Origin of the sequence: Legionella antarctica, from assembly GCF_011764505.1 — a bacterium.
In the GTDB taxonomy this organism is placed as follows: Bacteria; Pseudomonadota; Gammaproteobacteria; order Legionellales; family Legionellaceae; genus Legionella; species Legionella antarctica.
This window is the reverse complement of the sequence record NZ_AP022839.1, coordinates 2189431-2209381: the sequence shown is the minus strand read 5'-3', so window position 1 is coordinate 2209381 and position 19951 is coordinate 2189431. Positions and strand designations below refer to the sequence as shown.

Here is a 19951-nt window from a genome sequence, read left to right as displayed (position 1 = left end):
GGTAGCGTGGACTTGTTAAAAGCCCACGCCGATTGTGACTTTACTTTGTTTAAAACCCCGAACACACCTAACCCGAAGATTGTTGTTCTTATTGTCGTCGTTCTGGTTGCCATTGTTGAAGTTCTGGTTCCAGGCGTTGTTCGTAGGATTGCCGGAAAACTCGGTAGAACTCCAGTAGTTGTCACCGGCAAAACCGCCTAAACAATTAATAAAGGTGTTTTGGTCTGTACAAGGCGTCTTGTGCAGACGCGAATCAACTGCCAAGTCAGTCCCTTTATCGCTTTTAAACAAAAGCATGCTCGCTCATGAACGCCGTAGCTCTCATGATTCTGGCTTTATCGACTGGCATTACGCCAGCCGGTCACCTGTTTGCCTATGCGATCTAAAAGCTCACTTAATAATGCCTGCTTTTTAAGTGATACCAGTTTCATCTCGACACACAGGCGAATTTCTAGTTTCAATAACTCCAACTCATCTAAAAACACCTCTAAGTGCTCTACTCTGTTTTGATTCTTGTTTGCTCGGTAAATACAACGAAGCAAATGAAGGGCGTCACGCTTCATATCCTGGCCCAGTGTGTATTTGTACTCCCTTGGAAAATCTTTTGTTATCTCAAACACCTTTAGTGTCAAAAGGTATGCGTCCCGATAAACCGGCAACTCGGTATATAGCGCCATCATTAAACCATAAAAATTAAGTCCGACCGCTATGCGGTTTTATAAGAGGCAGCTTCGCTGCCTCAAAAGAAAAGGGATAAAGGGTTTAAGGGGTAAAAGCCCGAACACACCTAACCCGAAGACTGTCGAACTTATTGTCGACGTCCTGGACGCCATCGAAGAAGTTCTGGATCCAGGCGCCGGTCGTAGGAACGCCGGAAAACTCGGTAGAACTCCAGTAGTAGTCACCGGCAAAACCGCCTAAACCATTCGTATGCAACGTTGTATATAAGTTGGGATTGGTAGTGCCACAACCCGCATCAGTTCCTCCTGGTGGATTGGAATATCGTCCCAACTCGCAAATCGCCGGCATGAACCAGTCAGTAAACCCCTGTTCACTCTTGTTTCGACAGGCCTGCGCTGCCGGATATTGACCTACAGGGGTTTCAAGCGCATTGGTGTTACTTAATCCATCCGTGATACTGTCCGCTGCCGTATTATCGAATAATGTTGCCCATTGGAAAAAAAAGTCTGCTGGACTTTCTTCTTCATCCGTTAATGCGGCCACTTTCCCACCAATGCTTTGTGTGCTGGGTGTGGCATTATCCACAGAAAACAAAAAACCCCCTTGATAAATACAACCGTATCCTAACACCAAGACATTAACGTCCGTAGATGGCGCATTATCTGCAGTTACTGTGACCGTTGTTGGTACAGGCGCAGTTCCTGGCGCAGTAGTGCAGGCAGAGCTTAAAGAATCCAAACTGGCATTAATGCCTGGGGTGATGGTGATGTCGCAGGTGGCTCCGTTATTCAGTGTGCCCATACAGGCATTACTGGTAATTGACGTTCCAGCAGGAAATCCGGATGTACTCACCTGTACGTTGTTTGCTGGTATTGAGCCCGTATTTTCTATTCGAATGATGCGCGCAGTGCCAGAAAGGGCTGGGTCTGCTCCTGGATTGTTAATTGACAAAGCCAAGTTTTGCGTGAGAGGAGACAGGGTTGTCTGATTAAAGGTTACCTCTATAGCATGATTAGCCTGGATATTGTTCAACTGGAAGCTCGTGCCACCATTTTGTACCACATTGCCATCCAGCAGCCACTGATTGACTCCGAAACCGGTATTGGGTGTTGCCGTAAACGTCAGGCTGCTGCCAGCATTGACCACCTGTGCTGTTGTGGGGGAAATGGAGCCATTCGCACCCGCCGATGGTGCCACGGTGAATTGCTGCACCGGTGGCGGCGTTGCCAGGTGAATACGCAGGATATTGGCTGAACTCGGCTGGTAACACTGCAGGTCATTGCCCTGTTGGCATAAAACAGGGCCGCCCAATACATCGCCCAGCAGGGCAGAGCCATTGATATTGAGCGTCAGCGTACAACTTCCTTTAGCTGGAAACTGGCAGGGTGCGCCCTGAATCACCCCTGCAATGGGTTTCATCACCAGGTTTTTGGCTCTCGAGGACTGATTTTGTACCGTGTAAATCACCTGTGCACTGCCCCCTTTAGCTACGGTAATCTCGGTTGGTGTTTGCGGCACAAACGTCCATAAGGGCTTCGCCGCCTGCGCACTTGCAAGCGTCAGACAGGAGAATAAAACGGTCAGTATTGCATTGCTGAAAAATGTCTTTGTTTTCTCTAGCATGATTTTTATCCTTATGCCACGTAAGTAAGATTGACCAACACCCCATTGGTGTAAAGGTGATTGAGTGCTAATCCTGAATTCATAGTCTGCCCAAAAGCGCGACCCAGTTCGCTTTTACCCCAGTCGGCAAACTCATATCCAACCCCTACCTGCCAGTGGTCATTGAGCGACTTTTGCACGCCAGCCCCCAGCGTGTAGGTCAATGCGGTTTTTGTGTGGTCTGTAAAATTGGCATTGGGTAAGGCTTCAAAAATCAAGGGTGTGTTGGTGAATTCATGAGTGCGGTTAAAACCAACGCCAAGGCTCGCGCTCACCCAGGGCATGAGCCAATAGCCTTTATCAAGCAGAAGTTTTCCTTTTGCCGCTATGCGCGTGTTGCGTACTTTATATTGGTAGCTGTAATTATCAAATTGAGGGTCGGCATCATCCCAGATAATGCCCTGAAGATGGGCACTGCCGGTGGTGGTCACTGCCAGTCCCAATTGACCCAACCACTGGGAGGATAATGACTTTTGTATCCCCACAAACAGCTCACCTGATGCTAATGCATTGGTCGATTTTCTGGCCGCATACGTCTTTTCAATTTCCGGAGCCAAATAAAAAGTCTGAGTCTCCCCACCACGAGCCCAAACCGGGCCTGCGCTCACAGAGCCTACCCAGGTCCAGTCTTTGATGGCCATGACAGGCCCCATAGTGCCAGCTGAGGCTGTACTTCCCAGCACTCCTGCCGTGATGAGAGAAAGAACTAAGCGATGCTTCATAAACGTTCCTTGTATAATACAAATGATTTATTAAATGGACTTAAACAACAGGCAGCGGCAATCGATTTCAATAACAAGCGAATAAATGGACTAATACGCATCGCTGAATAAAAACTGAGCAAAAGGATAGGCAAGAACCCTGAACAAAGGAAATACACACAATAAAAAATAATAGAGGACATTGAAAATAAGGAAAAAGCTATTGCTGATTGCTGATTGCTGATTGCTGATTGCTGGCAATCGTCCCGTCATTGGACCTTACCAGCAATCCTTTTTTGATATCTAATCGATAGTTCATTCCCTGCATCAGCAATCCTATATTTTTACTTGGCGTTAGTGAGTATTGAAAAATTACTCTTAATTATGATACTTTGTTCATGATTTAAAATCAAAAAAATTCCTTCGATTTTTATTCCTCAAACTTGCCCAAATCATTTCGCGACAGCGACTGTGTGCCGTAGATGCACAGAACGTGAATTTAAGGAACGAATTTACCTCGAAGCATAGAAGCTATAGAAAAGATGGCGGTAGTCCCGCCGAAGCAAGCGACCAAGAGCGGGCTTGAAACCACTTCATGTGGCGTATGTTAAGAGCATAGGTCATGAGCGATGAAGAAAAGTCAGAATAGATCTGGCAGGTGTGGAACAGAAAGACGAATGTAAATGAACCACTGATGACGCGTCGATAGCGCGTGATATTGACATCGAAACCGGGGGCAAGGTCGTACTTCCGGGAAGAGTTTATGAGCGAACTTGGGTGCTGCATAAATGGTGTCCGGCGTGTAGGTGGCGTGAGTCTGTTTTCGGGCTTTTCTATGGAACTGCGGGAACCAATGTATTGATGCCAAGGGAAAGGTCAAATTGCAGAAACAATGAGGCTGATAGTACTGATGCAATACATTGGGGCGGAGCAACTCGTATTAGTGTTGAAGTCACTGTAATGGTGATGGAGCGAAGGGGTTGCGTTAAGTCGTTAGCATTAATGTACAACTGGAAGCAGGATGACATATTAGTGACAACAAAACCATTTAACATACCAAAACAACTTGTCTGGCAAGCTTATAAATTGGTGCGAGCCAATGCTGGCTCTGCTGGTATTGATAATCAATCCATTGATGAGTTTAGCCAAGACCTCAAGGGCAACTTGTATAAGCTATGGAATCGCATGAGTTCAGGAAGCTACTTTCCACCAGCGGTGAAAGAAGTAGCTATTCCTAAGAAACAAGGCGGTGTGAGAAAATTAGGTATACCTACAGTGACGGACAGAATTGCGCAAATGACGGTGAAATTAATGATGGAGCCGCTTCTTGAACCGCACTTTTTGAACGACTCCTATGGATATAGGCCTAATAAATCCGCCTTAGATGCGATAGGCGTTACAAGGAAACGGTGCTGGGATTATGACTGGGTCGTTGAATTTGACATAAAAGGTCTGTTTGACAATTTATCCCATGAACTTCTCATGAAAGCAGTGAAGCATCACATCAGCGACAAATGGATAGTGCTGTATGTGGAAAGATGGTTAACTGCACCAATTCATGATCCACAAGGAATATGCCTGCCGAGAACGGCCGGCACGCCGCAGGGCGGCGTGATCAGTCCTCTATTAAGTAATCTGTTTCTGCACTATGCATTTGATCACTGGATGACAAAACATCACCCGGAGTCTCCATGGTGTCGGTATGCCGACGATGGGCTTGCCCATTGCCGGACACAGCGAGAAGCAGAGGAAATGCTAAAAGAGATTGATGATCGATTTAAGTCTCGTGGTCTTGAAATTCACCCTGACAAGACAAAGATTATCTATTGCAAAGACGGAGCACGGAAAGGACGATATGGAAATAAATCATTCGACTTTCTAGGCTATACGTTCAAAGCAAGACGAGTCAAAGTCAAGTCAAGAAACAGTTTCTTCATTGGCTTCACTCCGGTGGTATCATTAAAGGCCGTGAAGGCAATGACATTGAAACTGCGGAGGGGCAGCTGGAGAAATAACACTTCCTTGAGTCTTCAAGAACTGGCTGACTTCATCAACCCGATGCTAAGGGGATGGCTTGCGTATTATGGAAAATACTCACGATCCGCTATGTATCGAGTTTGGCGGTGCGTCAACAATATGTTGTTGGCCTGGGCAAAGAAGAAGTATAAATCATTGGGGAACAGCAGAACCAAAGCAGGCAAACTAATGGAACGAATCCATAAAGAAATGCCTACGCTGTTCATTCATTGGCGCGAAGGTATGTTCGGTGCGTTGACTTAATGGGAGCCGGATGATGCGAGAGTATCATGTCCGGTTCTGCGAGCGGCTGAGGGGGAAGTTCCCTCGGTCGACTCACCAACTTGTCGCTGTCGCGTACTGTTTTGGCCGATAAAATCGATTGGAACGTGTACTGCTGAGCGCAAGAAGAGCATCGGACAGTATGTGGAATACGGCGCTGCTAATTATTGGTTCTTGACGGCCTCAGATGTATGCCAAAATTAAGTTTTTTAGTAGTAATAGTTTATTTAAATGCCATAAACCGCTCTCACCATTCGTTCAAATCATTACGCGACAACGATTGTGTGCCGTAGATGCACAGAACGTGAATTTAAGGAACGAATTTACCTCGAAGCATAGAAGCTATAGAAAAGATGGCGGTAGTCCCGCCGAAGCAAGCGACCAAGAGCGGGCTTGAAACCACTTCATGTGGCGTATGTTAAGAGCATAGGTCATGAGCGATGAAGAAAAGTCAGAATAGATCTGGCAGGTGTGGAACAGAAAGACGAATGTAAATGAACCACTGATGACGCGTCGATAGCGCGTGATATTGACATCGAAACCGGGGGCAAGGTCGTACTTCCGGGAAGAGTTTATGAGCGAACTTGGGTGCTGCATAAATGGTGTCCGGCGTGTAGGTGGCGTGAGTCTGTTTTCGGGCTTTTCTATGGAACTGCGGGAACCAATGTATTGATGCCAAGGGAAAGGTCAAATTGCAGAAACAATGAGGCTGATAGTACTGATGCAATACATTGGGGCGGAGCAACTCGTATTAGTGTTGAAGTCACTGTAATGGTGATGGAGCGAAGGGGTTGCGTTAAGTCGTTAGCATTAATGTACAACTGGAAGCAGGATGACATATTAGTGACAACAAAACCATTTAACATACCAAAACAACTTGTCTGGCAAGCTTATAAATTGGTGCGAGCCAATGCTGGCTCTGCTGGTATTGATAATCAATCCATTGATGAGTTTAGCCAAGACCTCAAGGGCAACTTGTATAAGCTATGGAATCGCATGAGTTCAGGAAGCTACTTTCCACCAGCGGTGAAAGAAGTAGCTATTCCTAAGAAACAAGGCGGTGTGAGAAAATTAGGTATACCTACAGTGACGGACAGAATTGCGCAAATGACGGTGAAATTAATGATGGAGCCGCTTCTTGAACCGCACTTTTTGAACGACTCCTATGGATATAGGCCTAATAAATCCGCCTTAGATGCGATAGGCGTTACAAGGAAACGGTGCTGGGATTATGACTGGGTCGTTGAATTTGACATAAAAGGTCTGTTTGACAATTTATCCCATGAACTTCTCATGAAAGCAGTGAAGCATCACATCAGCGACAAATGGATAGTGCTGTATGTGGAAAGATGGTTAACTGCACCAATTCATGATCCACAAGGAATATGCCTGCCGAGAACGGCCGGCACGCCGCAGGGCGGCGTGATCAGTCCTCTATTAAGTAATCTGTTTCTGCACTATGCATTTGATCACTGGATGACAAAACATCACCCGGAGTCTCCATGGTGTCGGTATGCCGACGATGGGCTTGCCCATTGCCGGACACAGCGAGAAGCAGAGGAAATGCTAAAAGAGATTGATGATCGATTTAAGTCTCGTGGTCTTGAAATTCACCCTGACAAGACAAAGATTATCTATTGCAAAGACGGAGCACGGAAAGGACGATATGGAAATAAATCATTCGACTTTCTAGGCTATACGTTCAAAGCAAGACGAGTCAAAGTCAAGTCAAGAAACAGTTTCTTCATTGGCTTCACTCCGGTGGTATCATTAAAGGCCGTGAAGGCAATGACATTGAAACTGCGGAGGGGCAGCTGGAGAAATAACACTTCCTTGAGTCTTCAAGAACTGGCTGACTTCATCAACCCGATGCTAAGGGGATGGCTTGCGTATTATGGAAAATACTCACGATCCGCTATGTATCGAGTTTGGCGGTGCGTCAACAATATGTTGTTGGCCTGGGCAAAGAAGAAGTATAAATCATTGGGGAACAGCAGAACCAAAGCAGGCAAACTAATGGAACGAATCCATAAAGAAATGCCTACGCTGTTCATTCATTGGCGCGAAGGTATGTTCGGTGCGTTGACTTAATGGGAGCCGGATGATGCGAGAGTATCATGTCCGGTTCTGCGAGCGGCTGAGGGGGAAGTTCCCTCGGTCGACTCACCAATTTTAAGTCGCGAAATTATTTTGTCGGATTTTCAAGCAGACACTCTAAGGCATTCTCGCAAAGCCACCCAGAAGGTAAATTTTAATTAGTATAAATATACACATAACCTGCAAACTTTGTAGTAGTGAGTATAAAATTTTGACGTGACACTAAAAGATGCATATGTAAACATAATGTTCATATTTTGACATAATTCTGATTTAATGTATAATTTCAAAACAAATTTATATTTGAAAATGAGACTTCCATCTCAATCGATTGTTAATACAGGAGCTTAAATGCCTTACTTAATAGAAAACTGCGTTCCAACAACAGCCGATCAACTCGTCGACATCATTAAAGGAGTTCCACCCGGAACGACTGCCTTTGAATTTAACTCCAATAATCTTGACTGCATTAATGGATCCGGATTAGCCCAAGGATTTTCAGTACTATCTGCCAGCGTTAAATCAATTGACTTAAAATGGAATAGTCTTTATAAAAAAACCGGAGCTGAATTAGCTGTCGCATTCGCAGCACTTAGTGTAACTTCGGTTGATTTGAGTAGTAATGATCTTTATAACAAAACCGCAGCTGAATTAGCTCAGGCATTCTCAGCGTTCCCCAGAGTGACCTCGCTTAATATAAGCATTAACGAACTTTGGAAAAAAACCGGAGCTGAATTAGCCCAAATCTTCGCATCATTACCTCCTAGCCTGAACTTGCTTGGTTTGAGTTCCAATCTCCTAAGCAACAAAAGCGACGCTGAATTAGTACAGGCATTCGCAGCAATCCCTGCCACATTAACTACCCTTGACTTGAGCGGTAATAGCCTTAACCAGGTAGCAGGAGATGAATTAGCCCCCATATTTAAATCACTACCTCGTAGCCTCAGCTCACTTAATTTAGGCGACAATAAACTTTACCAAAAAACTGCAGTTGAATTAGCCCAAGCATTCACAGCGTTACCCCGTCTGATCTTGCTTAGTTTAAAGTTCAATCACCTTGGTAGAAAGGAATTAAATGACTTGATTTCAATATTCAACTCACTACCCTCCAGCTTGATCTCGCTTGATTTGAGCATGAATTCTCTTTGGGAAAAAAACGGAGCTCAATTAGCTCAGGCATTTGCGACACTACCCCCCAGCGTGACCTCGCTTGATTTGAGCATGAATGGGCTTGGGGCAAAAACCGGAGCTGAATTAGCCTTGATATTGGCAGCACTACCTCCTAACGTGACCTCGCTTAACTTAAGTGGCAATAATTTTTTCAAATTAACTGGATTTGAATTAGCCCAGGCATTAGCAGCACTACCTTCTACGGTAACCTCGCTTAATTTAAGTGACAATAGACTGTACAACAAAGACGGAGCAGAATTGGCTCAGCTATTTGCAGCCATACCTCCCACTGTGACCTCACTTAATTTGGGTTCGAATGGTTTGGGTTACAAGAGGCGAGATGATAATAGCAAAATACCCGAAGCTGAATTAGCTCAGGCATTTGCAGCACTACCTCCGACAGTGACTTCGCTTGATTTGAGCATGAATGCTCTTGGGACAACAACCGGAGCTAAATTAGCTCAGTTTTTTATAGCCTTACCGCCCACTGTGACCTCGCTAAATTTGAAATACAATTCTCTTGATGAGTTATCTGAGTCTGATTTAAAACAATTAAAAGGCCTGCTTCCTGAGGTGAGAACCATTTATTTGAGCGAGCGAGAAACTAAATTGATGTCTCAAAATAAGTGGATTTCATTAAAAGAAATTTTTCCAAATTTTAAAAATATTATCCTGTTAGATGATAGAGGAAACGACGTAATAGATACCAAAAATCCAGAAGCTCGTCAATTTTTAGCCTGGAGGAGTGGACTTTTAAGAGAAGAGGTTCCAAATCTTAAATCTTATGCTGCTTTTTTTGTTAAAAATAATATAGATACAAACCAAGTGGCCAAGCAGCTCCCATTGGAGATGCAAGAATTTGTAAATTGCTTTGATATTTAACCCTGTTGAGTACCCATTTCCCAAGGAAACGCGTACTCAACATAATGAAATCAGTGAGGGTAAAGACAATATTTCTATGAAAAGGACGTTGGCGATAAAAAGCCTCCTTGAGTATTCAAGAGCAATGCTCGGTGTTGAGTAAGGCAAATGTTGATACAAACCGGGTATTTTTCTTTATAAACAAATGAAAAATGCTAAGACCTGTTATTCTAAACACATTAAGCCAATCTATTAATCGATATCTATAATATCCCTTATTGTAATTTAACGCTCTTCAATTATAATGCCTTTTTTTTGTTCATCGGAGAGCATATGGCACAATCTAAACTGGACCTTACGTCATCATGTAAAGTTATTATTGTAATTGGATCCAGCGGGTCGGGAAAAACAACTGTTGCTCAAGAAATAGCTGAGCAAGTAAAAGAGACTGGTCTTTCGGTGGCTATATTAAGTCTGGATCATTACTATCTTCCTAAAAGCAGGATAGATCCAACTGCAGAAAAGAATTTTGACGTACCTGAAGCTTTAGATCAAGCGTTGATCAGAAGTCATCTCAATGCATTGGAAGTTGGAAAAACCATTCCCAGACCAACTTATGATATGCCCTCCAGTGATAGGGTAATTGATGGTGAGGTTCAATTTCCGCCAAAAGATGTGATTATTGTGGAGGGTATTTTTGCCGGTGAATGCCTGAGTTATTTAAAGAAACAGACTGATAAATTAACCGTTTATATTCAGTCTTCCCATGTAACCGAAAATTATACGAGAAAAGCGGAGAGGGACAGTGTTGAGAGACAAAAATCAGAAGCTCACATCAAGGCTATGAAAAAAAATCAGATAGGTTGTTTGTTTAAGTATGTGGCTCCTCATATGAATTCGGCACAGATCACCATTGAAAATACCTGGCAGCCTGCTTGTACGGTCAGCGATAATATTATGCCTATGATCATTGGTGATAAATTGGATGTGCTGCGAGAATTTTTGACTTCAACAACAATTTATTCTCCTTACATATAGCCGGTAAGGGTTAGCCTATGTCTTCTATAGTATTCTGGTGAGATGGACTGCAGCAAAATACTGCATGAATTAAGACCGAAAAAATCTGCTGATCAGGTTATTTTTATGAGCGAACCGAGGTAATTCCCTACGATCTCAAACAAACGATCCCGTTATGCTTTGCTTCACGCAACGGGATCGTTTATCAAACTCTTGAGCAGCAATAAATTTTAAAGCTCCTGGCTGATTTTTAATAGTTTATATTAAATTATCAGCTTAATGATTGTTAAATTCCAATACTTCATTTTTATAAGTTACTTTTACTGTTTCACCTGATTTAAATTTTCCGGTTAATAAAGCTTGGGCCAATGGGTTCTCCAATTTCTGTTGAATGGTCCGTTTTAAAGGTCTTGCTCCATAAACGGGGTCAAATCCTGCTTCTGCCAAATGATCCAGAGCTTCCGGAGTCACCACAAGATTGATATCTTGTTGTTTTAAACGGTGATGCAAATACGCTATTTGGATCGCTGCTATTTTTGCAATTTGTTCTTTTGCTAAAGAATGGAATACAACTGTTTCATCGATACGGTTAATGAATTCTGGCCTGAAATGCTGACCAACTAACTCCATAACAGCGTCTTTAATTTGATTGTATTTGAATTTGCTGCCCATTTCCTGAATAAGCTGCGATCCCAGATTTGAGGTCATTACAATAACGGTATTGCGAAAATCTACAGTACGTCCTTGACCGTCAGTTAGCCGTCCGTCATCCATTACCTGGAGAAGTATATTAAAGACATCTGAATGAGCCTTTTCTACTTCATCGAGTAAAATGACGGAATAGGGTCTACGCCTTATTGCTTCAGTTAAATATCCGCCTTCTTCATAACCAACATAACCAGGAGGTGCCCCAATTAATCGGGCAACGGAATGCTTTTCCATAAACTCAGACATATCGATGCGCACCATTGCTTCTTCAGTATCAAAAAGAAATGAAGCCAGTGCTTTACATAACTCGGTTTTCCCAACTCCGGTAGGCCCCAGAAAAAGGAACGAACCAATAGGGCGGTTAGGGTCAGATAATCCGGCTCTTGAACGTCTGATGGCGTTTGAAACAGCATCTACGGCTTCATTTTGGCCAATGAGCCGGTTATGCAGGGCTTCTTCCATTTTAAGCAGTTTTTCTTTTTCGCCCTCCATCATTTTTGAAACAGGAATCCCAGTCCATTTGGAAACCACTTCTGCAATTTCATCTTCGGTTACTTTATTGCGTACCAGTTTATTTTCTACCACATCTTCTGAAGCAACATGAGCCAGCCTTTTTTCTAGTTCGGGAATACGACCATATTGTAATTCAGACATGCGACTTAAATCTCCGGCTCTTCTGGCCGTTTCCATCTCCTGCTTTGCTTGTTCTAATGCTTCTTTAATCTGGGTAGAGCCATGCATGGTTGCTTTTTCTGCCTTCCATATTTCTTCCAAATCAGAATAGTTTTGCTCCAGTTCATCAATGCTGTGTTGTAAATCCAGAAGTCTTTTCTTGGAGGCGTCATCACTTTCTTTCTTAAGAGCCTCTCGCTCTATTTTTAATTGAATTAATCGACGCTCCAGTTTATCCATACTTTCTGGTTTAGAATCAATTTCCATACGAATTAAGCTGCCTGCTTCATCGATTAAATCTATGGCTTTGTCTGGTAGTTGTCTGTCACTAATGTATCGATGCGACAAAGTAGCAGCAGCTACAATTGCAGGATCGGTAATTTCTACCCCGTGGTGTACTTCGTAGCGTTCTTTCAAACCCCGGAGGATGGCTATGGTATCTTCAACATTAGGTTCATTGACTAAAACCTTTTGAAAACGTCGTTCAAGAGCAGCATCTTTTTCAATATATTTTCGGTATTCATCGAGAGTGGTGGCTCCAATGCAATGTAATTCACCGCGAGCCAGAGCGGGTTTGAGCATATTGCCAGCATCCATCGCTCCTTCAGCTTTGCCTGCGCCAACCATGGTATGTATTTCATCTATAAATAAAATAACCTGACCTTCTTGTTTTGCCAAATCGTTAAGAACAGCTTTTAATCGCTCTTCAAACTCACCACGGAATTTTGCTCCTGCAATAAGGGCACCCATATCCAAAGAAAGCAAACGTTTATTTTTTAGTCCTTCAGGAACTTCTCCGTTAATAATTCTTTGGGCTAAACCTTCAACAATCGCTGTTTTGCCTACCCCAGGTTCACCAATTAAAACGGGATTATTTTTAGTTCGTCTTTGCAGCACTTGAATGGTGCGTCGTATTTCATCATCACGACCAATAACCGGATCCAGTTTACCTTGCTCTGCCCGTTCAGTTAAATCCAGGGTATATTTTTCAAGGGCTTGTCGTTGCTCTTCGGCATTAGCATCGTTAACCGTTTCTCCACCCCTCAGTTCCTCGATTGCTTTTTCTATGGCCTTGGTATCTCCGCCGCTTTGTTTTAACATTTTAGCAAGAGAACCATCCTCGCTAATTGCTGCTAAAACGAATAATTCACTAGAAATAAAATTATCTTTTCTCTGCTGAGATAATTTATCGGTGAGATTTAGAGTGCGATTCAGGGCATTAGAAATGTGGATGTCACCGCCCGTACCGGATACTTTAGGAAGCTTTTCCAAAGATTGGTCGATAAGCGATCTTAAAAGTGGAATATTTACTCCAGCTTTACTCAGTAATGGTCTGCAACTCCCACCTTGCTGATCTAATAAGGCTTTCATTAAATGTTCAGGCTCAATAAACCCGTTATCTCTGCCGAGCGCCAGGGATTGTGCATCAGCGAGTGCCATTTGAAATTTTGAGGTCAGTTTATCCATTCTCATAGCTTTAGCCTTATTAATGATTATAGGGTGTTAATTCTTTTCTACCTGCCGTAAAATGAGGGTTGTTTTTTTTATTTCAAGTGATCATCATGAATAATGAAGTACCTCCTAATTCTAATACGGATTCTCAAGCTTTGCTTAATCAAATTATTATTGACTATATGAAAGAGCAGAAACGAAAGAGCCGATGGCGTTGGGTAACACGAATTATTTTGTTGTTGGTCATCCTTTATGCATGCATTTATCTTTTTTTTGTAGGAAATGAAGACACTGGTACTAACTCAAAGCCCCATGTCGGCTTAATCGATGTTAGTGGTGAAATTTTTGAACATAAAGGTGCAAATGCTGATGATTTTGCCCAAGGTGTAAATAGTGCCTATAAAAACACAGGGTTAAAAGCATTAATAATTCGAATTAACAGTCCTGGTGGTAGCCCTGTACAAGCTGAATATATGTACAGCACCCTTAGATATTTTAAAAAAACCTATCCTGAAGTAAAAACTTATGCTGTTTGTATGGATTTATGTACTTCAGCTGCTTATTACGTTGCCGCTGCTGCGGATGAAATATATGCCAGTCCCTCCAGTATGGTAGGCTCTATAGGGGTTGTTTATAACGGCTTTGGTTTTGTTGATTTGATGAGTAAAGTTGGGGTAACACGAAGATTGCAAACCGCCGGGGTCAATAAGGGATTTCTTGATGCGTTCTCTCCTCCCAATAGTCAGCAGCAGCAAAAACTGCAGGTCATGCTTGATTTAATCCATCAACAGTTCATCAAACGAGTTAAAGAAGGAAGAGGAAGACGATTGCATATAGACAATGATACCTTTTCCGGACTTTTTTGGGTTGGTGAACAGGCGTTAGCCCTAGGGTTAATTGATGGTTTTTCAAGTAGTGGTCAGTTGGCCCGTGAAACAATTAAAATAGACAGTCTTGTTGATTATACTCGTAAACAAAATATCTTTGAGCGAGTCACAAAAAATCTGGGCACGGCTTTGGCTGATGGACTACCTCAGAGTTTAGGAGTTAAACCAGGATTTAGATAATCATAAACACAGAGTACACGTTCGTGAGTGATGGTTTCGGCTGCGATATGTCATCACTCTAGGGCTTGCCACCTTTGTTTGGTTCTATTTCATTTTCGTTGTGCGTTTCAATTGCGTTATGATCCTTTGCTACTCCAGCATTATTAAAAAAAGAGGGTAATGAAGATACATGTATTTCTTGAGTATTCTCTGGTGCTGAATTTTTTAGGGCAGCACTACAAATATTTACAACTTTTTCTACCTCACCACACGAGTAAATATAAGTACTTACTGAGTAATGGCCTTGACTGTAGGCAGAGAAAAACAAATTAGGTATCGCTTCTAGAAAACTTGCTTCATGTCTTTCTTTAAACCCAACTACCAGCCCAAATAGGATTCCACGGACCATTGATTTAAATTTATTAAACAAAGAGGGAGTATAGTAACTGTCTAATTCTTTTTTTAGTTTTTTAAATACGACTTCTTTTTGTTTTAAAGTTTTTGTTTCATCTAAGAATACCGTTTCCAACATTTTATTAACAAGGAGCATTGGTTTGGTAAGATTATCCGAAATATTCATAGTTCCATCATTTTGTACCAGTAAGTGTTTTCGTGCTACTGTAAAAAAATTAGCATAGTAATTACTTTCTCCTTTTTTTTCTCTGGATCCTACAACATCAAATACCGCTTCTGGAACGTTTTCTTTTTCTTTAACTTGAGAGACTATTTCATCCAGTTTTTTAAACTGGGGAAGGTCAGAAATCAATTCAGCGAAGGTGTTTTCTTCAATGGGGCGTTTAGGATCTGATTTGAGCAGTCCTGTATTTTCTCGCACGAACCCATCTGCATGTGCTTTTCTTTTCATTGCCATGTTAAAACGTTCAAATCCTAAATCAGTTAACGTTTTTTGGTCAAATCCAATTATTTGCTCACAATAATCATATAGCTCTTTGGTTCCTGATTCTAACAGCTTGGTATCAAGGGCTTCATTATCATTAGCAAGGAGTAACTCGACTGTTAGTAATTTCTTATGAAGTTTTCCAAAGTCCAGTACAGTACTTTCGGGGGCATTTACCTTAGTTAATATTTGCCCTTTTAAGACAATAAAAGCGTCTTTTAAGCCTTTTCGATAAGAATCAATACGAATCTGATGCTCATATTCATTGGGATCCCACATGTAGGTGACCTTAGAACGTGCGTCTTGATGTTTGTATCGTTCTGCTGAAATTGGAATACCAATTTGCGATAATGCATAATAGGCTCGATCTATAGTTTTTGTACCTTCAGTTCGAAGAGTCTCCTGATCTATCCATAAAATGTTTAAACGTCCAGTAACAGTAGAATGAATCCCTATTTTACCAAGATAAGAATGAATTAATGCTGCGAAACTATTTTTACCGTGTTGGCCACCTCTAGCACCTGTACATATCTCAACAGAAACGTCTAATGCTCCTTTGCTCGGCGAAAAATTATCCTTATTGAGCCCTTTTGCCAGATAATCAGCAATTTCTGTATAAAATGCGCCAGGTATATATCCAGAGTTAGGCGATCCATGCCCCCAAAGATAGATTTTGTCGCCGCCTTTTAAAGATTGTAGTACTTGTTTATCTTCCTCAGAAGGCTCAGTTCCGCTCCATGTCATGTACTGATCTTGGGATATATCTGCGGGATAAAGAACGACTATATCGTCTAGAGCGATTTCTACACCTTTGCTCGCTTCTCGAAGTTGAATCCGTTGTTTGAACGCAATTGTGTCATCTGGATCAGTACGCTCAAAACTTAAGATTACTCGTTTAGTCATATAACGCTCCAACATACTGCCTAAAAATGATTAAAACGCAGTCATATTATTACATTATAATTCTTTATGTATTAAAAAACATTAAAAGGTCGTATAAATAACATAATTGGTGATTATATTGCTTGTTTTATCCAATTATTCTGCTTTTATGTCATTTATTAGAAATGAAACTTGAATTGGTACCTATCAGGGTATTTAAAATGCCTTTTCTTGATTAATTGTATTTTTGATAAAGTCCTACCAACTCTGCGCTGCCAATAACATGTCCAGTCATTGCTTGCAGTACTGTATCCTTTGTTGCGCCGTTATCAAGGCTTAATAGAGTATCCAGGGCATATAATTTGAACACGTAACGGTGTGCTCCTAAAGGTGGACATGGGCCGCGATAGTTGGGGCTACCCCAACTGTTTTGACCATGGGATGACCCTTCTGGAACAGAACTACCAACGACCAGCTCGGTCACGGCAGGGGGTATATTAAACAAAACCCAGTGTGTCCATACACCAGCGGAGGCATCAGGATCTTCAACAACAAGAGTAAATGACTGTGTATTAGGCGGAGCATTATTCCAGGTCAAAGGCGGTGACTGCTCATCGCCATTACAGGTATATTGCGATGGAATCATTGTGTTCATTTTAAAGGCGGGACTCTCAAGTGTGAAGTTCCCTGCATAAATTGGATAGTGATACATACCCAATAATAAAAATAAAAGCAGAGTATTCTTTCTCATTGGATGTTTCCCCAAATAATCCTATGTGTTTAAATAAAAATAGGAAAATAAATAGTAAGCTCAATAGGTTCGCTTAATTAATACAGTGTAGCAGTTGAATAATAATCTGGCATTAGATCTAAAATGCACGGACTCCTCTGATTCTAGCTCATAGTTGAAGAAATAGAGGAGCGGTAAGAAACATTCATAGGATTCATTAGCAGGAAACTCAGCCCCTGCTAACAAAAGAATACTATTTCAGAGCAGGAGAAAGGGTTTGCAAGAGCGACTTAAATACTTTTGGCGTTCCGGCAACTGTGTCGCCGTGTTTAAGGAAATCATCTCCTCCTTGCAAGTCACTGATGAGTCCTCCAGCTTCCCGGATTAACAAAGAACCTGCTGCTATATCCCAGGGACGAAGGCCAAACTCCCAAAATCCATCCAGCCGACCGCTTGCAACATAGGCTAAATCCAGTGCCGCTGATCCTGTTCTTCTCACTCCGGCACATTTGCCCAATAGGGCTTCAAAAGTAGGTAAGTATCTTTGGGCTAAAGCCATGTCCCGGAAAGGAACACCCGTACCCAAAAGAGAAGCGCTAAGCTGAGTTTGTTTTGAAACGCGAATTCTTCTGTCATTTAAACGGGCTCCTCGCCCTCTACTGGCAGCAAAACACTCATGGCGAAGCGGATCGTAAATTACGCCATGTTCAATTCTATTTTTTATTTTTAAAGCGATGGATACCGAGAAAAAAGGAAAACCATGTAGATAATTAGAGGTTCCATCAAGAGGATCAATAATCCATATTGATTCTCCATCACCAGGATGAACCCCGCTTTCCTCAGCGAGAATTCCATGCTCTGGATATGCCTTGTGAATGCAATTGATGATCGCCTGCTCTGCTTTGATATCCACTTCACTAAAATAATCATGGCTGTTTTTAGCGGTGATTTTTAGACGGTCCACTTGCTCCATGTGACGGATAATTATTTCGCCTGCCTGTCTTGCGGCGCTCACTGCAATGTTTAAAAGTGGTTCCATGGATATACTCTTTATTTAAAAAATCAGCGATTCTACCACATTTTTTTTATTCAGAGAGAAGTCCAATCAATAAATGCTGTGATATAGTTGGATATTGTATTAATTATAAGTTTTTTTATGAAGCTAAGCTCAATTCGTATCGTATTAGTTGCCACTTCTCATCCGGGCAATATTGGTTCTACAGCAAGAGCGATGAAAACCATGGGTGTAAATTCACTCTATTTGGTTACGCCAAAATCTTTTCCTGACTATAAAGCCAAAGAAATGGCAGCTGGCGCTGATGATATTCTGGAACATGCAGTAGTGACTCGTACTTTGGAGGAAGCGTTAACAGGATGTCAGTTAATACTGGCTACCAGTGCAAGGCCTCGTGATTTATCGTTACCAGGATTAATACCCTCCTCATGTGCAAAGTTGGTTAGTGAACAATCAGATAATACCCAGGTAGCCATTGTATTTGGTCGAGAGCATGCTGGCCTGACTAATGAAGAACTTCTAAAATGTCATTATCACATACACATACCGAGTAACCCTGATTACAGCTCACTTAATTTATCCCAGGCAGTACAAATTGTTGCATATGAGTTGCGGATGAACTTGTTATCACCTCAGGCAGAAGTTACAAAGCGGGTAGGTGAATATGCTACTGCAGATGAGATAGAACAGTTTTATGATCATCTGAAAGAGGTATTTATTGAGATTCAATTTTTGAAGACTGCAAACCCACGGCGCTTAATGCAACGTGTCAGACGGTTATTTAACCGAACTAATTTAGAAAAAATGGAAGTCAGTATTTTACGGGGAATGTTGAGTCAGGTCCAAAAATCATTGGAGTGGGCAAGTAAAAAGCACAGGAGTGATTAGGATGATCAATAAGCCGATTTATTTTGATTATATGGCTACAACACCGGTTGATCCACGAGTGGTGGAGCAGATGATTAAATATTTAGGGCCTGAGGGACATTTTGGCAATCCTGCATCGACAACGCATATTTATGGCAAAGAAGCTGCTTTGGCAGTTGAACAAGCGCGCGGCCAAATTGCTGACTCAATTAATGCATCAATACAGGATATCGTCTTTACTTCCGGTGCTACTGAATCGGATAATTTGGCCATTATAGGTGCTGCTCATTTTTATAAGAATAAAGGAAGGCATTTAGTAACTATGAGTACTGAGCATAAAGCGGTATTGGATAGTTTTTACCAATTGGAAAAAGAAGGCTATGAAGTTACTTATCTTGATCCCCAACCTGATGGTTTGCTGGATATTGAAAAATTAGAACAGGCACTACGTCAGGATACAATTTTAGTATCCATTATGCATGTTAATAATGAAATTGGTGTCATCCAGAATATTGCTGCTCTAGGCGAACTATTACGTGATAAGGGGATCATTTTTCATGTGGATGCAGCGCAAAGTGCTGGAAAAGTCGAGATTGATCTGCAGCAACTTTCTGTAGATTTAATGTCATTTTCCGGGCATAAAAATTACGGTCCTAAAGGTATAGGTGCATTGTACATACGCCATAAACCGCGAATTCGTTTACAAGCTCAAACTTTTGGTGGTGGTCATGAAGGAGGCTTTCGTTCAGGGACTCTGGCCACTCATCAAATTGTAGGTATGGGTATGGCTTTTACCTTGGCAGAAAGCACGCGGCAGGAAGAACAGGCTCGCATTTTAAATTATCGAAATCAATTATGGGAGGGTATTCGACACTTACCCGGGATCCAGCTGAACGGACATCAACACAAGAGAGTTGCGGGAAATCTCAATATGAGCTTTGCAGGACTCGATGGAGATTCTTTATTGCTGGCTTTGAGAGAATTAGCTTTGTCGACAACTTCGGCTTGCTCTTCTGCAAGTATACAACCTTCCTATGTACTAAAATCATTAGGCCTGTCGGATGATTTAGCGCAGAATGCAGTCCGGTTAGCAATAGGGCGTTTTACCGAAGAGAAGCATATTCACCAAGCGATTGCTATAATGTGTAAACAAATAAAACGATTGCAAGAAATTTCACCACTATGATGTATAAT

General features: G+C 42.0%; 15 protein-coding genes. 7 read left to right on the top strand and 8 right to left on the bottom strand.

Going from position 1 to position 19951, the window contains the following annotated elements; all coding sequences use genetic code 11:
- Positions 1-15 precede the first annotated feature (15 nt).
- The 4 genes from HRS36_RS10505 to HRS36_RS10490 form a co-directional block, all read right to left on the bottom strand.
- Positions 16-297 (bottom strand): Lcl domain-containing protein, encoded by a 282-nt coding sequence (locus HRS36_RS10505; protein WP_173235465.1) that lies wholly within the window; start codon positions 295-297, stop codon positions 16-18.
- Between the two features lie 38 nt (positions 298-335).
- Positions 336-677 carry a four helix bundle protein gene (locus tag HRS36_RS10500; protein WP_173236534.1) on the bottom strand — a complete coding sequence of 114 codons (342 nt, stop codon included), beginning with the start codon at positions 675-677 and terminating at the stop codon, positions 336-338.
- Between the two features lie 85 nt (positions 678-762).
- A complete protein-coding gene (locus tag HRS36_RS10495; protein ID WP_226905452.1) occupies positions 763-1893 on the bottom strand; it encodes an Lcl C-terminal domain-containing protein in 1131 nt (376 codons plus the stop codon).
- A 422-nt stretch (positions 1894-2315) separates the two neighbouring features.
- Positions 2316-3065, bottom strand: coding sequence for an outer membrane protein (locus HRS36_RS10490; RefSeq protein ID WP_173235454.1), 750 nt, complete (start codon positions 3063-3065; stop codon positions 2316-2318).
- Positions 3066-3905: 840 nt separating this feature from the next.
- Between HRS36_RS10490 and ltrA (HRS36_RS10485) the strand changes: the two genes are divergently transcribed.
- The 4 genes from ltrA (HRS36_RS10485) (at position 3906) to HRS36_RS10470 (ending at position 10508) form a co-directional block, all read left to right on the top strand.
- On the top strand, positions 3906-5324 hold the full coding sequence (gene ltrA, locus HRS36_RS10485) for a group II intron reverse transcriptase/maturase (RefSeq protein ID WP_226905451.1): 1419 nt from the start codon (positions 3906-3908) through the stop codon (positions 5322-5324).
- A gap of 690 nt (positions 5325-6014) precedes the next feature.
- On the top strand, positions 6015-7433 hold the full coding sequence (gene ltrA, locus HRS36_RS10480; RefSeq protein WP_226905451.1) for a group II intron reverse transcriptase/maturase: 1419 nt from the start codon (positions 6015-6017) through the stop codon (positions 7431-7433).
- A gap of 357 nt (positions 7434-7790) precedes the next feature.
- The gene (locus HRS36_RS10475; RefSeq protein ID WP_173237276.1) at positions 7791-9491 is read left to right on the top strand and encodes a leucine-rich repeat domain-containing protein; all 1701 of its coding nucleotides are present in this window, start codon (positions 7791-7793) and stop codon (positions 9489-9491) included.
- Between the two features lie 312 nt (positions 9492-9803).
- Complete coding sequence (locus tag HRS36_RS10470) at positions 9804-10508, top strand: uridine kinase family protein (protein WP_173237275.1); 705 nt, start codon at positions 9804-9806, stop codon at positions 10506-10508.
- A gap of 255 nt (positions 10509-10763) precedes the next feature.
- On the opposite strand, the gene clpB is transcribed toward HRS36_RS10470, so the two are convergent.
- Positions 10764-13340, bottom strand: coding sequence for an ATP-dependent chaperone ClpB (gene clpB / locus HRS36_RS10465; protein ID WP_173237274.1), 2577 nt, complete (start codon positions 13338-13340; stop codon positions 10764-10766).
- 89 nt (positions 13341-13429) lie between these two features.
- Between clpB and HRS36_RS10460 the strand changes: the two genes are divergently transcribed.
- Positions 13430-14386 carry a S49 family peptidase gene (locus HRS36_RS10460; RefSeq protein WP_173237273.1) on the top strand — a complete coding sequence of 319 codons (957 nt, stop codon included), beginning with the start codon at positions 13430-13432 and terminating at the stop codon, positions 14384-14386.
- A gap of 58 nt (positions 14387-14444) precedes the next feature.
- Here HRS36_RS10460 and HRS36_RS10455 read toward each other — a convergent pair whose 3' ends face one another.
- The 3 genes from HRS36_RS10455 to HRS36_RS10445 all read right to left on the bottom strand — a co-directional run bounded on the left by HRS36_RS10455 (position 14445) and on the right by HRS36_RS10445 (position 17914).
- The gene (locus HRS36_RS10455) at positions 14445-16166 is read right to left on the bottom strand and encodes a hypothetical protein (protein ID WP_173237272.1); all 1722 of its coding nucleotides are present in this window, start codon (positions 16164-16166) and stop codon (positions 14445-14447) included.
- Positions 16167-16380: 214 nt separating this feature from the next.
- The gene (locus tag HRS36_RS10450) at positions 16381-16896 is read right to left on the bottom strand and encodes a YbhB/YbcL family Raf kinase inhibitor-like protein (RefSeq protein ID WP_173237271.1); all 516 of its coding nucleotides are present in this window, start codon (positions 16894-16896) and stop codon (positions 16381-16383) included.
- A gap of 232 nt (positions 16897-17128) precedes the next feature.
- Positions 17129-17914 carry an inositol monophosphatase family protein gene (locus HRS36_RS10445; protein WP_173237270.1) on the bottom strand — a complete coding sequence of 262 codons (786 nt, stop codon included), beginning with the start codon at positions 17912-17914 and terminating at the stop codon, positions 17129-17131.
- Positions 17915-18031: 117 nt separating this feature from the next.
- On the opposite strand from HRS36_RS10445, the gene trmJ reads away from it, so the two are divergent.
- On the top strand, positions 18032-18778 hold the full coding sequence (trmJ, locus tag HRS36_RS10440; RefSeq protein ID WP_173237269.1) for a tRNA (cytosine(32)/uridine(32)-2'-O)-methyltransferase TrmJ: 747 nt from the start codon (positions 18032-18034) through the stop codon (positions 18776-18778).
- A 1-nt stretch (position 18779) separates the two neighbouring features.
- Complete coding sequence (locus HRS36_RS10435) at positions 18780-19943, top strand: IscS subfamily cysteine desulfurase (RefSeq protein WP_173237268.1); 1164 nt, start codon at positions 18780-18782, stop codon at positions 19941-19943.
- Positions 19944-19951: the final 8 nt, after the last annotated feature.

What these genes read in the sequence shown, in the direction of transcription:
- HRS36_RS10460 (WP_173237273.1), top strand. Translation starts at nt 13,430, where the DNA reads ATGAATAATGAAGTACCTCCTAATTCTAATACGGATTCTCAAGCTTTG.
- ltrA (WP_226905451.1), top strand. Translation starts at nt 3,906, where the DNA reads ATGCCAAGGGAAAGGTCAAATTGCAGAAACAATGAGGCTGATAGTACT.
- HRS36_RS10490 (WP_173235454.1), bottom strand. Translation starts at nt 3,065, where the DNA reads ATGAAGCATCGCTTAGTTCTTTCTCTCATCACGGCAGGAGTGCTGGGA.
- trmJ (WP_173237269.1), top strand. Translation starts at nt 18,032, where the DNA reads ATGAAGCTAAGCTCAATTCGTATCGTATTAGTTGCCACTTCTCATCCG.
- HRS36_RS10470 (WP_173237275.1), top strand. Translation starts at nt 9,804, where the DNA reads ATGGCACAATCTAAACTGGACCTTACGTCATCATGTAAAGTTATTATT.
- HRS36_RS10500 (WP_173236534.1), bottom strand. Translation starts at nt 677, where the DNA reads ATGGCGCTATATACCGAGTTGCCGGTTTATCGGGACGCATACCTTTTG.
- clpB (WP_173237274.1), bottom strand. Translation starts at nt 13,340, where the DNA reads ATGAGAATGGATAAACTGACCTCAAAATTTCAAATGGCACTCGCTGAT.
- HRS36_RS10475 (WP_173237276.1), top strand. Translation starts at nt 7,791, where the DNA reads ATGCCTTACTTAATAGAAAACTGCGTTCCAACAACAGCCGATCAACTC.
- HRS36_RS10445 (WP_173237270.1), bottom strand. Translation starts at nt 17,914, where the DNA reads ATGGAACCACTTTTAAACATTGCAGTGAGCGCCGCAAGACAGGCAGGC.
- HRS36_RS10450 (WP_173237271.1), bottom strand. Translation starts at nt 16,896, where the DNA reads ATGAGAAAGAATACTCTGCTTTTATTTTTATTATTGGGTATGTATCAC.
- HRS36_RS10435 (WP_173237268.1), top strand. Translation starts at nt 18,780, where the DNA reads ATGATCAATAAGCCGATTTATTTTGATTATATGGCTACAACACCGGTT.
- ltrA (WP_226905451.1), top strand. Translation starts at nt 6,015, where the DNA reads ATGCCAAGGGAAAGGTCAAATTGCAGAAACAATGAGGCTGATAGTACT.
- HRS36_RS10455 (WP_173237272.1), bottom strand. Translation starts at nt 16,166, where the DNA reads ATGACTAAACGAGTAATCTTAAGTTTTGAGCGTACTGATCCAGATGAC.
- HRS36_RS10505 (WP_173235465.1), bottom strand. Translation starts at nt 297, where the DNA reads ATGCTTTTGTTTAAAAGCGATAAAGGGACTGACTTGGCAGTTGATTCG.